11 protein-coding genes and 1 tRNA gene are annotated in these 14,581 nt (G+C 71.7%); 4 read left to right on the top strand and 8 right to left on the bottom strand.

Features of this window, described 5'->3' with window-relative positions; all coding sequences use genetic code 11:
* Positions 1-90: 90 nt before the first annotated feature.
* Positions 91-984 (bottom strand): glycosyltransferase family 2 protein, encoded by an 894-nt coding sequence (locus tag JK359_RS27430; protein ID WP_201841033.1) that lies wholly within the window; start codon positions 982-984, stop codon positions 91-93.
* Between the two features lie 141 nt (positions 985-1,125).
* Here JK359_RS27430 and JK359_RS39355 point away from each other — a divergent pair, with 141 nt between their 5' ends.
* Positions 1,126-1,407, top strand: coding sequence for a GntR family transcriptional regulator (locus JK359_RS39355; RefSeq protein ID WP_236678553.1), 282 nt, complete (start codon positions 1,126-1,128; stop codon positions 1,405-1,407).
* A 95-nt stretch (positions 1,408-1,502) separates the two neighbouring features.
* Here JK359_RS39355 and JK359_RS27440 read toward each other — a convergent pair whose 3' ends face one another.
* A complete protein-coding gene (locus tag JK359_RS27440) occupies positions 1,503-2,090 on the bottom strand; it encodes a TetR/AcrR family transcriptional regulator (RefSeq protein WP_201841036.1) in 588 nt (195 codons plus the stop codon).
* A gap of 123 nt (positions 2,091-2,213) precedes the next feature.
* Between JK359_RS27440 and JK359_RS27445 the strand changes: the two genes are divergently transcribed.
* Positions 2,214-3,239 (top strand): hypothetical protein, encoded by a 1,026-nt coding sequence (locus tag JK359_RS27445; protein ID WP_201841039.1) that lies wholly within the window; start codon positions 2,214-2,216, stop codon positions 3,237-3,239.
* An 85-nt stretch (positions 3,240-3,324) separates the two neighbouring features.
* On the opposite strand, the gene JK359_RS27450 is transcribed toward JK359_RS27445, so the two are convergent.
* Together JK359_RS27450 and JK359_RS27455 are read right to left on the bottom strand one after the other, a co-directional pair.
* A complete protein-coding gene (locus JK359_RS27450; protein ID WP_201841041.1) occupies positions 3,325-4,254 on the bottom strand; it encodes an NmrA family NAD(P)-binding protein in 930 nt (309 codons plus the stop codon).
* A 334-nt stretch (positions 4,255-4,588) separates the two neighbouring features.
* Positions 4,589-5,419 (bottom strand): alpha/beta fold hydrolase, encoded by an 831-nt coding sequence (locus JK359_RS27455; RefSeq protein WP_201841042.1) that lies wholly within the window; start codon positions 5,417-5,419, stop codon positions 4,589-4,591.
* A gap of 204 nt (positions 5,420-5,623) precedes the next feature.
* Here JK359_RS27455 and JK359_RS27460 point away from each other — a divergent pair, with 204 nt between their 5' ends.
* Both JK359_RS27460 and JK359_RS27465 read left to right on the top strand, forming a co-directional pair.
* Positions 5,624-5,827, top strand: a complete 204-nt coding sequence (locus JK359_RS27460) for a hypothetical protein (protein WP_201841044.1) — start codon at positions 5,624-5,626, stop codon at positions 5,825-5,827.
* A 230-nt stretch (positions 5,828-6,057) separates the two neighbouring features.
* Positions 6,058-6,513, top strand: a complete 456-nt coding sequence (locus JK359_RS27465; protein WP_372445492.1) for a tyrosine-type recombinase/integrase — start codon at positions 6,058-6,060, stop codon at positions 6,511-6,513.
* Positions 6,514-7,230: 717 nt separating this feature from the next.
* Here the strand turns inward: JK359_RS27465 and JK359_RS27470 are convergent.
* The 4 genes from JK359_RS27470 to tmk all read right to left on the bottom strand — a co-directional run bounded on the left by JK359_RS27470 (position 7,231) and on the right by tmk (position 14,466).
* Positions 7,231-7,307, bottom strand: a tRNA-Thr gene (locus JK359_RS27470).
* Positions 7,308-7,414: 107 nt separating this feature from the next.
* Positions 7,415-9,016 (bottom strand): alpha/beta hydrolase, encoded by a 1,602-nt coding sequence (locus JK359_RS27475; protein WP_201841048.1) that lies wholly within the window; start codon positions 9,014-9,016, stop codon positions 7,415-7,417.
* Positions 9,017-9,131: 115 nt separating this feature from the next.
* Positions 9,132-10,337, bottom strand: coding sequence for a DNA polymerase III subunit delta' (locus JK359_RS27480; RefSeq protein ID WP_201841050.1), 1,206 nt, complete (start codon positions 10,335-10,337; stop codon positions 9,132-9,134).
* Between the two features lie 409 nt (positions 10,338-10,746).
* Positions 10,747-14,466 carry a dTMP kinase gene (gene tmk / locus JK359_RS27485; protein WP_201841052.1) on the bottom strand — a complete coding sequence of 1,240 codons (3,720 nt, stop codon included), beginning with the start codon at positions 14,464-14,466 and terminating at the stop codon, positions 10,747-10,749.
* Positions 14,467-14,581 lie beyond the last annotated feature (115 nt).

Raw genomic sequence — 14,581 nt, forward strand, 5'->3', positions numbered from 1 at the left:
CCGCAGGTTGGGTCCGGGGGCGTGAGGGCCCCGGTCGGCGGAGGTGAACGACCGGGGTCCCGTCCCGTACCCGTGCCCGTGGCGTGTCGCTCAGATCACCGGCGGGCGCCCGAGCCGGGTGAGCCGCCACACCGTCCGCCAGCGCATCGGCCGCCGCTCGCCGGCCGGTTCCCGCAGCCCCTCCACGAACCCGCCGCACCACGCCTTCAGCCCCGCGAGGGAACGGGTGCGGGCGAGGGTGAGGAGCATCCACACACCGAGGTGCACCACGACGAGCGGCAGCGGCAGCCGACGGCGGACGAGCCAGACGCGGTTGCGGGCGTTGACGCGGTGGTAGACGGCGTGCCGGGCCGGGGACGTGCGGGGATGGCGCAGCAGCAGTTCGGGGGCGTACAGGATCTTCCAGCCGGCGTCGGCGGCCCGCCAGGCGAGGTCGATCTCCTCGTGCGCGAAGAAGAACTCGGCGGGCCAGTCTCCGGTCTCGGACAGCATCCGCATGCGCAGCGCGTGCCCGCCGCCGAGGAATCCGGTGACGTATCCGCCGCGCAGCGGATCGGACCTGCTCACCCGGGGCACGTGACGCCGCTGGGTCTCGCCGTGTTCGTCGGCGATGCGGAAGGCGACGATGCCGAGGCGGGGATCGGCCTCGTACAGATCCCGTACCCGCCGCAGCACGTCGGGGTCGACGAGCAGCCCGTCGTCGTCCAGTTCCACGACGATGTCGACGTCGCCGAACTCCCGCAGCCGGGCGAGGGCGACGTTACGGCCCCCCGGACAGCCGAGGTTCTCTTCCAGGTCGACGGTGGTGACCTCACCGGGCAGGGAGAGCCGGCGTGCGAACTCGGGCAGCGGGCTGCCGTTGCCGACGATCACGATGCGGGCGGGAGCGAGGTCCTGCCCGGCCACGGACCTCAGCAGGGCGTCGACCTCGTCGGGCCGGTTGCCCATGGTCACCACGGCGACGGCGATCCTCGTCTCCGCCACGCTCTCACCTCATCCGGCCGATGACGACACCGCACCCCGACCGCACGGCGCCCACCGTTCACCAAGATGTTGCCTCGGCTGCGCGGACCGGCATGACTCCGATCAACCTTGCCGGTCCTTTGCGCCACTTTGTCCACACCTTTGCCTGCGGCGCACAGCGCCCTCCAGCACAGCCGCAAGCCCACGACGACGCCGGAACCCCAGCGCTTCACCAAACGAAAAACCCCAGGTCAGACCACTGAAGTCCTTGCTGCGGCGGCGCAATTCCCCAGCGCTTCGGCGCTGGCCGACCGGCTCGGAGTATCGCGTCCGACGGTGGCAAAGGCTCTGGACCGGCTGGAAGCGGCCGGCGTGCTGGCGGGCGGCGGGCAGGGCAAGGTGCGAACGGTGCGCGCCGTGCCGATTCGAGAGGAGCGGTCTTAAGGAGTTCGATCCGAGCGCAGTCCGGCTGCTGCCGACGACTGTTGCGGATCCCGGACGCTGGCGCTGGTGTACGCCCCCGTCCGGCGTCGTTGATGTCAGCAGTGGATGTCGGACACGTGGTTTTGCGGGGTGGGTGACAGCGCGGCGCGGGCGGCGGAGAGGACCTGCTCGGACAACGGGGAGTTCTTGGTGGCGCGGGCCAGGAGGAGGGCGCCGAGCATGGTGCACAGCCGGGCGATGCCGTCCTCGTCGTCGGTGGCGAGCCACTGGGTGAAGTCCTGTACCCCTTGGGCATAGGCGCGGTGCGCTCCGTGGTCGCCACCGTCCCGGGCCATGTCGGTGGCGAGCGCCGCGACGGGGCAGCCCGAGGCGGGGTTGTCCCGGTGCCGGACGGACAGGTACCCGTCGATCAGGGACTGCTGGGCCTCGACACGGTGACCCTCGTGCTCTTCGAGCGTGGTGGCGTGGAAGTCGGCCAGTTCGCCGAACGCGTGGGTGACCGCCTCGTCGATCAGAGCCTCCTTGGAGGCGAACTGCTTGTAGAAGCCGCCGTGCGTCAGGCCGGCCGCCTTCATCAGATCCGCGACGCTCACGCCCGTGCCCTGCTCGCGGAACAGCTGCGAGGCCCGTTCCACGACCCGCTGGCGGTTCGCCTGTGCCTGCGCCTGTGAGACGCGACCCATCGGGCACCTCCCCTTTGGATGCTGGATGACATCTATCGTACAGTGCTGTTTAGATTATTTACATCATCTATTCGGGGCGCATCCCCTCACTCAAGGGCGCGCCCCCTTCACGGGAGACACTTCATGGCCACTCGCCTCGGCCCGGCCGCCGAAGCCGACCTGACCACGGCCACTGCCACCTCCTCCGGAACTGCGCCACCGGTCCGGCTCTGGCTCCAGCCGACCGTGATCGCCTTGGTCGTCGTGGCGGCCTTCATCGGCTGCTACGTCGGTCTCCAGCGCAACCCCCAACCGCACCGGGTGCCGGTGGCCGTGGCCGGCCAGGAGCTTGGGGGCGAGATAAGCCAGGTCCTTGGTGAGAGCGTCGACGTCCGTCCCGTCGCCGACGCCGCCACGGGGCGCGCTGAGGTCGAGCGCCGCGATGTCGTGGCCGCGCTCAGCGGCCGCTCGGGCTCCGACCGGTTGCGCCTGGAGGTCGGCGGGGCCAACGGGCAGTCGACCACGACGGCCGTCAAGAGCCTGATCAGCGCCTATGCCCACGGGTCGGGCCAGCGCCTGACCACGGTGGATGTCGTCCCGTTCGTCCGCTTCGACTCTCGTGGACTGGCCGGGTTCTACTTGGCGTTCGGCGTCACACTGGCCGGCTTCGTCCTCGCCCAGAACGTTCTGGGTCTGGCGAACCATCTGCACCTGCGACACCGTTTCTGGCTGCTGTCCGGCGCCTCTGTGGCCATCGGCATCGTCGCCACCGTCATCGCCGGACCCATCCTCGGGGCGGTGCCCGCGCCGGTGATGCCGCTGGCCTTCGCCCTGACCCTGCTTGCCGGGGCAGCCGCGTTCACCACCAAGCTGCTGGGCACCTACCTCGGCCCGGTCGGCGTGCCCGTCGCCACCCTGTTGCTGCTCACGGTCGGCAACTCCACCAGCGGAGCGGCCATCGGCCCGGACCTCCTGCCCGCCGCCGCACACGCCGTCTCTGCCCTGCTGCCGCCGGGTGCGGCCGTCCGCGCCGTGACCGACCTGAGCTACTTCCACGGCGCGCAGGCGGTGCAGCCATTGGCCACCCTCGCGCTGTGGGCGCTGATCGCCGCCATCCTGGTGGGCCTGCGTCCCCGCCTGAGGCGGCGACGCACGCGGGTTGCCACCTGACCCGACGGTCGGGGTGAAGGTCGTGCCGCAGGCGTGGCACTACGGGCCCGCAGGGTCCTTCGCTTTCTCACGGCGGCTGTCGGCGTCAGCGAGTGAACACCTCGGGGTTCTTGCGGACGAAGTCGGCTACTCCTGCGGCGGACCGCCCGGTGACCTCTGCCATGCCTTCTGCCTGGCGGTCATAGCGGCCGTCCAGGTGCAGGCGAGCCATGGTGGAGATGTGCTGCCGCACATGGGCCGGCAGTTCCAGCGCCGCGAGATCGTTGTCCAGCCATTCCTGCAACGGGACGGCGGTGTAGCCGACCGTGCGGCGCAGAGCATCGGAAATCTCCGCGGCCAGGCCGGCGACGTCCTGTGACCGGGGGCCGGTCAGCTCGTAGCTCCGGCCGATGTGACCGGCCGGATCGGCCAGGATCTCCTCGACGACCGCGGCAACGTCATCGGCCGCGATCGGGGAGGTTCGCGCCTCACCAAAGGGCCACCTGATCACACCGTCCTTGGCGATCGAGGAAAACACGGTCCGGAAGAGCGGGTTCTCCATGAAGACGGTGGGCCTGACCTGAACCACGGGCAGGCCTGACCAGTCGAGAACCTGCTCGACCAGCCACTGCTGTCGATGCTGGTGCGACTCGGAGCCGCTGGTGGCGTCCATCTCGGAGACGGTCAGCTGCGACATGTTCACGAACACCTCCAGCCTTCCGTAGGCGCGCGCGACCGCCGCCGTGGTCACGGCAGCCAGCAGATACTGGTCCGACACGGCCATGCCGAAATACATCCGACCGCAGCCGTCGAGGGCGTCGGCGACATCACGAGCACACGTCAGATCCCCGACCACGACCTCGGCGCCCGTCGCGCGCAGCGCCTGGGCACGGTCGTCATCCCGGCGCACCAGAGCACGGACCTGGAGGCCCCGGCGCCGCAGACCCTGGACCACGGTTCTGCCGACAGCCCCGACACTGCCCGCAGCACCGGTCACCAGAACGGGCCGCATGCCTGCTTCCGGGCTGTAGTCCATGTCGGCAGACTGCGGCCCGCATGGCCAGGACGCAACCGGGGCGTTCGCCCGGCCTTTGGGGCCGGAACGGTGGCCGAAGTGACTACCGCCCGCGTGCGGAGCTGGCGCGGCAAGCTCTTGGCGGCCGGGGCCACAGCAGCTCTCGCCCCGCGCTGATCCCTCAGCGGAGCGCGCTCATTGCGAGGTGAGGACCGGACCTGCCTGAACGGTGGTGTCCGTCGCTGAACGAGACGGAAACGAAACGGCCGGACGTCCGCCTGACCAGGTGCGCTCCCCCATGCGAACGACGGGTACGCCGGGGAACGGGCCGGACGCTGAGGCCGGCCCGCCGGGGTCAGGAACGGATGAACGCGAGGATGTCCGGGTTGAGGACCTCCGGGTGCGTCGACAGCATCCCGTGCGGATAGCCCTCGTAGGACTTGAGGGTCCCGTTCTTCAGAAGCTTGACCGTCAGGGGTGCCGAGTCGTCGTACGGGACGACCTGGTCGTCGGTTCCGTGCGCGACGAGGACGGGCACCTCGATCTGCTGCAAGTCCTCGGTGAAGTCGGTCTCGGAGAACGCCGCAACGCACTCATAGTGCGCGTTCGCCGCGCCCATCATGCCCTGGCGCCACCAGTTGTCGATCAAACCCTGCGACACCTGCGCTCCGGGACGGTTGAAGCCGTAGAACGGCCCCGAGGGAATATCGATGAACGACTGAGCACGGTTGCCGGCAACGCCCGCACGGAAGCCGTCGAAGACCTCCATCGGCAAGCCGCCCGGATTGGCCTCCGTCTTCAGCATCAGCGGTGGCACCGCGCCCACCAGGACCGCCTTTGAGACTCGGCCGGGCTTGGCGCGGGCGACGTAGCGGGCGACCTCGCCACCGCCGGTGGAGTGGCCGATGTGCACGGCGCCCCGCAGGTCGAGTGCGTCGGTCAGGGCGGTCACGTCCGCGGCGTAGGTGTCCATATCGTGGCCGGTCGCGGTCTGGGTGGAGCGTCCGTGGCCACGGCGGTCGTGGGCGATGACCCGGTACCCCTGCGCCAGGAAGAACAACATCTGGTTGTCCCAGTCGTCGGCGCTCAGCGGCCACCCGTGGTGGAAGACGATCGGTTCCCCATCCCGAGGGCCCCAGTCCTTGTAGAAGATCGTGGTGCCGTCGTCGGCCGTGACTGTACCCATCGCAGGTCCTCCGCTCGTCCAAGCGCACCCCCAGCTACGGAGCAACGGGTGCGGGGCACGCGGGACTTCACGCCCAACGGGCGCGGTCCGGATGTATGGCCCACGTTACGCCCTGCCCCTGCGGGCCACATCCCCAGCTTGTCGACGTCCGCCAAGTCGCAGAGATCGTCTCAACTGGCTTGATCCTGCGGCACACGCAGATCAGTGAGACCCGGGCGTGAACGTCTGTCGGACGAGACGGTCGCCGAGTTCCTGGCCCGCTGGCACAAGAAGAAGACCGAACTCAAGCGGACCACCGCCCACGAGCACGACCGCGACATCGAGCTGTACCTGCGGCCGCACCTGGGCGCGCTGAACTTGATGTCGCGGACGCTGTCGGCCTTCGGGTCGTCCTCATGGACCTCGTAGGAGATGGACACCAGCTGCTCGCTGATGTGGATCACCCCTTCGCCCAGGTTCACACCTCGTCCCACGAGAGCGCGGCCAGCTCGCCGCGGCGCAGGCCGTGGAAGAGGACCAGGTGCCAGGCGGGGAAGTAGCGGCCGTCGATGACGTAGTCCAGGAACTCGGCGGCTGAACCGGGAGTCGGTGATGTTGCTGCGGGCCTGGCACGAGAAGCAGGCCGCCGAGCGTGAGCAGTGGGAGTCCGCCGGCGTCCCCGCGCCCGCCGACGCCGCCAGCCGCGTCTTCACCAAGGAAGACGGCTCGGTGTACCACCCGCAGTTCTTCACCGACGGTGGGACCGGCTGGTGGAGCTGTCCGGCCTCCCGCCGATCCGACTCCACGACGGCCGCCACGAGGCCGCGAGTCTCGCCCTGGCCGCCGGCGTCGCCCCGAAGGCCGTACAGGCGATGCTCGGGCACGCCTCCCTGCGGATGACCAGCGACACCTACCAAACCGTCCTGCCCGAGATGCACGCGGCGACGGCTTCTGCATCCCTCGATCTCATCACCGCCTACCGGAAGGCCGAGCAGGCGGCGCAGCTCGGGCACGCCCCGGTAAAGGCGACCGAGAACTACGAGGTGCAGCCGGCCAGGCCCGAGAGGACGACGGCGAAAAGGGCATTGAAGCGGCAGCGCCGCCGGGTCGCCTGACGACGAACCGGAGGCGACATCTCTCTGGGGCGCGACTGGAGAACCCCAAGCCGGGCACAGAGTTGCTGCCACACAGACTGCCGAAGGCGCCGATGGTCGACAGCGTTCATGCTGGTCACAGGCTTGCCCGGTCTAAAGCCGCAGCTCACCGGCATCCGGACTTCGCACTCCTCGTGGTTCGCGGCTAAGCACTTGCCTAACCTCCCTCGAAACGACACGGCACTTGGCGGTCGAGCCCCGAGACGTGGAGGTGATGCCCAGGGGGTCTGTCCGGCGGACCGCTTCTCACATGGGGAGGAGGCAAATTATGAACCGACTTGGGCGCGACCTAGGGACCGGCATCATGGCGGCACTGATCGCGGACGTGATCGTCCACGTCGTGGGGCACGTGATCCCGGCGCTCGCGACCCTTGCGGCGTAGCCATCTGCTACCAGGCTTCGACTACGCCGCAGGGCTCTGCGATACCTCCGAGGAGGTAGGTCGGCGAGGTTACTCGCCCACCGGCCCCCATTCTGCGCCGACTGGCGCGGGATGGGGGCACTTCCATGTGGAGGACCGGCCGCACGACCGGCCGGGTACCCACTGGGCTCCGCGCCGGACCCATCTCGGACCCATCAGGCCGGTTTTCCCGCGTGTGAGGGCGGTGGGCTAGACCACGTACCGATCACGGAAAAGAAGAATGCCCAGGTCAGTGATAGCGACCTGGGCTTTTCTCATGGAGCCGCTTTCGGGATTCGAACCCGAGACCTACGCATTACGAGTGCGTTGCTCTGGCCATCTGAGCTAAAGCGGCGCGCTGCCCGCACCATGGTGCGATCAGCAACGTCGGTAAGTCTACACAGTTTCCGGGGGTGCTTCGTACCCGCCCCGGGCCTGGTGGTTCCGGGGCGGGAGGTGGGGCTATGAGCAGCGCTTTCCCGCGGGCGGCGGGGTGCCGTGGAGCAGGTAGGTGTTGATCGCCGAGTCGATGCAGGCGCTGCCGCGACCGTACGCGGTGTGGCCGTCACCGTCGTACGTCAGCAGGCGGGCCGAGGAGAGCTGACGGGCCAGGGACTGCGCCCAGCGGTACGGCGTCGCCGGGTCGCGGACCGTGCCGACCACCACGATCGGCGCCGCTCCCTTCGCCTCGATGCGGTGCGGCTCACCCGTCGCCCGCACCGGCCAGTACGTGCAGTTCAGCGCGGCCCAGGCCAGGCCCGACCCGAAGACCGGGGACGCCTTCTCGAACTCGGGCAGGGCCTTCTCGACATCCTCCGGGCCGGTGAAGGCGGGCGGCAGGTCCAGGCAGTTCACGGCCGCGTTGGCCATCATCAGGTTGCTGTAGTGGCCCTTCGCGTCACGCTCGTAGTAGCTGTCGGCCAGGGCCAGGAGACCGGAACCGTCCTTCTCCTTCATCGCCAAGGCCAGCGCCTCGCGCAGTTGTTCCCAGGCCCCCTCGTCGTACATCGCCGCGATCACACCGGTGGTGGCCAGCGCCTCCGTCAGCTTGCGGCCGTCCTTGTCGTGCGCCGGGACGGGCCGGGCGTCCAGCTGCCGGAAGAACGCCTTCAGGTGGTCGCCGGCCTGCTCCGGTGTCGTGCCCTTCCCGCCGAGCGGGCAGTCGGAGTGCCGTACGCAGTCCTTCGCGAACGCCTGGAACGCCGTCTCGAAGCCGGCCGTCTGGTCCAGATTCAGCCTGCGGGCGTCGAGGGACGGGTCCATCGCGCCGTCCAGGACCATGCGGCCGACCCGCTCGGGGAACAGTCCTGCGTACGTCGCCCCGAGGAAGGTGCCGTACGACGCCCCGACGTAGTTCAGTTTCGGATCACCGAGCAGCGCACGCAGGATGTCCATGTCCCGGGCCGCCTCGACGGTGGACACGTGCCGCAGCAGCCGCGCCGAGTGGGCCCCGCAGCTCTCCGCGAACTTGCGGTCCGCTGTGACCAGCGCGTCCCGCTCCCGCGTGTCGTCGGGGGTCGTGTCCGTCTGCGTGTACGCGTCCATCTGCCGGCCGTCGAGGCACTCGACGGGCTCGCTGCGGGCGACGCCCCGTGGGTCCATCGCCACCATGTCGTACCGGGCGCGGACCTCCTCCGGGTAGCCGACGCCCGCGTACTGCTGGAGGTAGTCGACCGCCGAGCCACCCGGACCGCCCGGGTTGACCAGCAGCGAACCGAGCGGCTTCTCCTTCCCGGTGGCCTTCTTCCGCGCGACGGCGAGCCGGATGGAGGCCCCCTCGGGCTCGGCGTAGTCCAGCGGGGCCTTCATCGTCGTGCACTGGAAACCGGGGACACCGCAGTCACGCCAGTGCAGCCGCTGGCTGTAGTACGGCATCAGTCCCGAGGGCGTCGAGCGCGGCAGCGCGGCCAGCGCCGCGTCCACCGTGCCGCTTGCCGACGTGGAACTCCCGGAGGAACAGGCGGTCAGGAGCAGGGCGCCGGCCGTGAGCAGGCCGGCGGCGAGACGGGCCGTCCTGCGGGGGCGGAGGCTCCGAATCCGGCGGGGGGATGGCCTGGTGTGCATCAGGTGAGCGTAACGCTGAGCGACGGTCCGGGTGCGATCCGTCGATTTCTTGGCTCGTACGAGGGACACGGTCGGCCTCCTGCCTTCCTCCTCCCCCGGACCTGCTCGCTGATCGTCACCCCGCCCTCAGAGCCATCGTCATCGCCTCCACAGCCAGCAGCGGAGCCACGTTGCGGTCCAGGGCCTCCCGGCAGGCGGCGATCGCCTCGATACGGCGGAGGGTCGATTCCGGGGTGCCGGAGCGGGCCAGCCGTTCCAGGGCGTCCTCGGCGTCGGCGTTGGCGAGCGCCACGCGCGTGCCGAGCTGGAGGGCGAGGACGTCGCGGTAGAAGGCGGTCAGGTCGCCGAGGGCGACGTCGAGGCTGTCCCGCTGCGTACGCGTTCTGCGGCGCTTCTGCATCTCCTCGAGGTCCTTCATCACGCCCGCGGTGCCGCGCGGCAGCCGGCCGCCCTGAGCCGCACCGAGCGCCGCCTTCAGCTCCTCCGTCTCCTTGCCGTCCATCTCCTCGGCGAGCTGCTTGGCGTCCTCGGCCGCCGCGTCGACCAGCTCCTGCGCGGCCTTGAGGCACGCGCCCACCTCGTCGAGCCGCAGCGGCAGCTTCAGCACGGCCGCGCGGCGCTTCCCGGCCGCCGGGTCGGTGGCCAGGCGCCGGGCGCGGTCGGCATGTCCCTGTGTGGCCCGGGCGGCGGCCGCGGCGACCGCGGGTTCGATGCCGTCACGGCGTACCAGCATGTCGGTGACGGCATCCACGGACGGCGTGCTGAGGTTCAGGTGGCGGCAGCGGGAGCGGATGGTCGGCAGGACGTCCTCGACGGAAGGGGCGCAGAGCAGCCAGACCGTACGAGGGGCGGGCTCCTCGACGGCCTTGAGGACGGCGTTCGCCGACTTCTCGTTCAGCCGCTCGGCGTCCTCGACCAGGATGATCTGCCAGCGGCCGTTCGCCGGGGCGGTGAACGACTTGCGGACCGTGTCCCGCATGTCCTTGACCAGGATCTCCGCGCCGACGGCGGCGACCGTCGTGACGTCCGCGTGGGTTCCGAGCAGCGCGGTGTGACAGCCGTCGCAGAAACCGCAGCCGGGGGTTCCGCCGAGGGCGCGGTCGGGGCTCACGCACTGCAGGGCGGCGGCGAAGGCGCGTGCCGCCTGGTTACGGCCCGCACCGGGCGGGCCCGTGAACAGCCAGGCGTGCGTCATCTTCGACGCCTCGGGCGGCGGGGCGTCGGCCGCGGCGGCCGTGACGAGGGCATCGGCGTCCCGCGCGGCGGCATCGAGCACCGCGCTCACCTTCTCCTGCCCGACGAGGTCGTCCCACACGGTCATGGGTCACGCCGCCCTTCCGTCACACTCCGCGTTCCAGCCTCCATTGTGCGGGTGGGCACTGACATCGGGGGCCGTGATGGGCGGGCAGTGGGGAGAGGGGAGGGGAGAGGGGGCGCGAAGGGGGGCGGTGACGCGAAGGGGGGCGGTGAGAGGGATCGCGAAAAGAAGCGGCGGTAGGGCGAGGGTGGTGGCGCAGGGTGGCGGTCAGGAAATCCACGTGTGCCGCCGCCGGCGCAGCCCGCACGGTTGCGCGGGCGGCACCGGCGCCGTCGTCTGCCGGAAGCCGAGCGGCCTCAGCCGGGCGAACCTCAGCCCATCGGGCCTCAGCAGCGTGAACCCTAGCCGTCGGCCTCAGCCACGTGGATCTCAGCCCGACGGTCTCAGCAGCGTGGACCTCGGCCCGTCGGTCTCAGCCGCGTCGGCCCCGCCTGCGGCCCCTGCCGCCCTGCTCCTCCTCGTCGGCCTGGGTGCCGGGCTCCGGCTCGTCGTAGGAACCCAGCAGCTCGTCGGCGAGTGACGGCAGGTCGTCCAGCGGGGTCTCCTCGGCCCAGTCGGAGCGGGGCCGGCGCCGCGGTGTCCCGTCGGCGTCGAGCTGGGGCATCTCGCGCGTACGTGCATCGGAGCCGTCGGGGCCCGCGGCCGGCCTCCCGTCCATGCGGTCACTGCTGTCCCGCTGGTCCCGCTCGTCCCGGAAGAAGCCGGGCGGCACGCGGTCCGCCGGGGCGTCGTTCCGTACCTGAGGCAGTACGGCGGTCTCGTCAGCCGCACCGGGCGCCACCGAGGGCAGCTCGGCCGTCCGCTCGACGGACACCGGAGGCAGGACGGCCGTCTCCTCGGCCGACACCGGAGGCAGCACAGCCGTCTCGTCGGCCGCACCCGGAGTCACCGGCGGCAGCACAGCCGTCTCGTCAGCCGCACCCGGGGTCACCGGCGGCAGTACGGCCGTCTCGTCAGCCGCACCTAGGGACACCGGCGGCAGCACAGCCGTCTCGTCGGCCGGCCCGGAATGCGCCGGCGGCTGCGGCAGCTCGGCGGTCACTTCGGACTCGGCGTGCGAGGGAGCGTCACCGGCGGGACCGTGGGGGTCGTGGGCGTCATGGGCGGCGTCGGCGGAGCCGCTGTGCTCGTCGCCCACCCGGCGCAGCACCGTCGTCTCGTCCGTGCCTCGCGCCGCGCCGGAAACGTCCGAGCCCTGTACGCCCGCGCCGGGAGCCTGCGCGGCCCGCGCGCCGGTGCCGGGAGCGTCCGAGCCCCACGCGTCCGTTCCAGGGGCATCCGCGGCCTGCGCGCCCGCACCAGGAACGTCCGAACCCCGCGCCCCCGTGTCGGAAGCGGCGGCCGCGCCCCGGGCGTCCGTCATCGGCGACACCACCGGCGTCGGGACCGTGATCGCGTCGGACGTCACGCCCGGCGCGTTCGGCCGGGGGGCGCTGGGCCTGCGGGCCGCCGCGTCGGCCGCTGCCGCGGCCTCGGTGGCCTGCCGACGGGCTTCTTCCGCCCGCAGCAACGCCTCCTCCGCCTTGCGCTGCGCCTCCAGGCGCCGGGCCTCCTCCTCGGCCCGTAGCCGGGCCTGCCGCGCCTCTTCCTCGGCCCGCAGCCGGGCCTGCCGCGCCTCTTCCTCGGCGCGGCGCCGGGCCTCTTCCTCCGCCTGCCTGCGGCGCCGTTCCTCCTCGGCCTTGCGGCGGGCCTCCTCCTCGGCACGGGCCTTCTCCTCGGCGAGCAGCCGCTGCCGCTCCTCCTCGGCACGCCGGCGTGCTTCCTCGGCCCGCTGCCGGGCCTCCTCCGCCTGCCGTTCGGCCTCGCGCCGCTGCGCTTCTTCCAGCTCGCGGCGCTTGCGCTCCTCCTCCTCGGCGCGCAGCTTGGCGAGCTGCTCCTGGCGCTCGCGCTCCAGGCGCTCCTCCTCGGCCTTGCGGGCGGCCTCCTCCTCGGCCTTGCGGCGAGCCTCTTCCTCGGCCTTCCGCCGCGCCTCCTCCTGGGCCTTGATCTCGGCCTCGGACAGGGGCAGCACGGTGTCCAGCCGGTGCCGGATCACGGTCGTGACCGACTCGGGCTCCTGCCCGGCGTCCACGACCAGGTAGCGGCCGGGGTCGGCGGCCGCCAGCGTGAGGAAGCCGGACCGCACGCGCGCGTGGAACTCCGCAGGCTCCGACTCCAGCCGGTCCGGTGCCTCGGTGAACCGCTCGCGGGCGGTCGCCGGCGAGACGTCGAGCAGAACGGTGAGGTGCGGGACGAGCCCGTTGGTCGCCCAGCGGTTGATGCGGGCGATCTCGGTGGGCGACAGGTCGCGGCCGGCGCCCTGGTAGGCGACGGAGGAGTCGATGTAGCGGTCGGAGATCACCACCGCGCCGCGCTCGAGGGCGGGGCGTACGACGGTGTCGACGTGTTCCGCACGGTCGGCCGCGTACAGCAGCGCCTCCGCGCGGTGCGACAGGCCCGCCGAGGACACGTCCAGCAGGATCGAGCGCAGCCGCTTGCCGACCGGGGTGGCGCCGGGCTCGCGGGTGAGCACGACCTCGTGGCCCTTGCCGCGGATCCACTCGGCGAGGGCCTCGGCCTGGGTGGACTTGCCGGCGCCGTCGCCGCCCTCGAGGGCGATGAAGAAGCCCTTCCCCGCCGGTGCCTGGAGCGGGTCGTCGCCACCCATGAGGGCGTCCTTGAGGTCTTGGCGCAGCGGTACACCGGACCGGTCGTCGACCTTGGCGAGCACGAGCGCGGCCACCGGCAGCAGCAGCGCGCCGACCAGCATCAGCGTGAATGCCGCGCCGCCGTGCGCGAAGACGAACCTGCCGTTCTCCAGCCGGTGCGGGCCGATCAGCGCCGCGACCACGGGCGCGACCAGGGCGCCGAGCGCTATGAAGACCCGGACGACGGCGTGCAGGTGCTCGGTGGTGCGCGCCCGGCGGTAGTCCTCGGTCTCCTGGTCGAGCAGGGTGTGCCCGGTGTTGGCGGCCACGCCCGCGCAGGCACCGGCCAGCGTGACGATCAGCAGCACCGTGGTGACGTCGGGCACCAGGCCCGCGGCCAGCAGCGCGACACCGGTGAAGGCGATGGCGAGGGCCAGCAGACGGCGGCGCGAGAGGGAGGGCAGCAGTGCCGGGGCCGTACGGATGCCGATGGCGACACCGCCGGTCAGGCCCAGCACCAGCAGGCCGTAGAGCACCGGGCCGCCGCCCAGGTCCTTGGCGTGCAGCACGCACACGGCGACGGCCGCCGCGATCGCGCCGGCGACCCCGGCGCAGGCCGGGACGAGCAGCGGGACGGCGCCCGTGCGGCCCTTGTCGACACCGGCACCGGTGCGCGGACGGCGCAGGCCCTCCAGCGGGGACCGCGCGCGCGGGGTGCGCGTGTCGGGCAGTTCCAGGTAGGTCAGCACGGACAGGGAGGCGGCGAACAGGCCCGCCGCGACGTACGACGCGAGGGCCGCCTGATGCTGGTCGAACCAGGCCACGCCGGTGCCGAGCAGGTTGTTCAGCAGGGCGGCGACGACCAGTGCGGCGGCGGCCAGCGGGACCGCGAGGAAGGTCGTGCGCAGCGAGAGGCGGCGCAGGGCGTCCATGTGGTCCGGCAGCGGTCGGACCGTCGCGCCCTCCGGCGGCGGGGCCGGCAGCAGGGCGGGGGCGGCGCCCTCCCGGCACACCGTCCACAGCCGCTCGGCGACGCCGGTGACGAACGCGGTGACCAGCAGGACGGCGAGCGCGTCACCCGGGATCCAGTCGATCCACAGGGGCGCGACGATCAGCAGCGCGGCGCGCACGCCGTCGGCTCCGACCATCGTCCAGCGGCGGTCGAGCGGACCTTCCGGAGCGGTGAGCGAGTTCAGCGGTCCGAGGAGGACGGCACCGAAGAGCAGCGCGGCGAGGACGCGGGCGGCGAAGACCGTCGCCACTGCGAACGCGACGCCTCGGTAGCCACCGCCGAAAGCCCCCTCGGTGATCGCCGCCTGCAGGACCAGGAGGACCAGTACGAGGAGGGAGAGGGTGTCGCCGACACCGCTCACCAGTTGCGCGCTCCACAGGCGCCGCAACTGGGGCCGGCGCAGCAGGGAACGGACGGCGCGCTCGCGGGAATCCGCGACCAGGGCGTCGTCCGGTGCTGTGGGGTGGGCCGTTGGCTGCTCGGCTCGCGTCATGCGTTCAGCCTATCCGCAGGCGCTGACAGCACACCTCGCGTGTACGGCGGGCGCAGGCGCTGACAGCGCGTCCGGCGTGCCGGGACACGCGCACGCCCCGGCACACCGAAGTGCT

The sequence above is a fragment of the Streptomyces actinomycinicus genome, assembly GCF_016741775.1.
In the GTDB taxonomy this organism is placed as follows: domain Bacteria; phylum Actinomycetota; class Actinomycetes; order Streptomycetales; family Streptomycetaceae; genus Streptomyces; species Streptomyces actinomycinicus.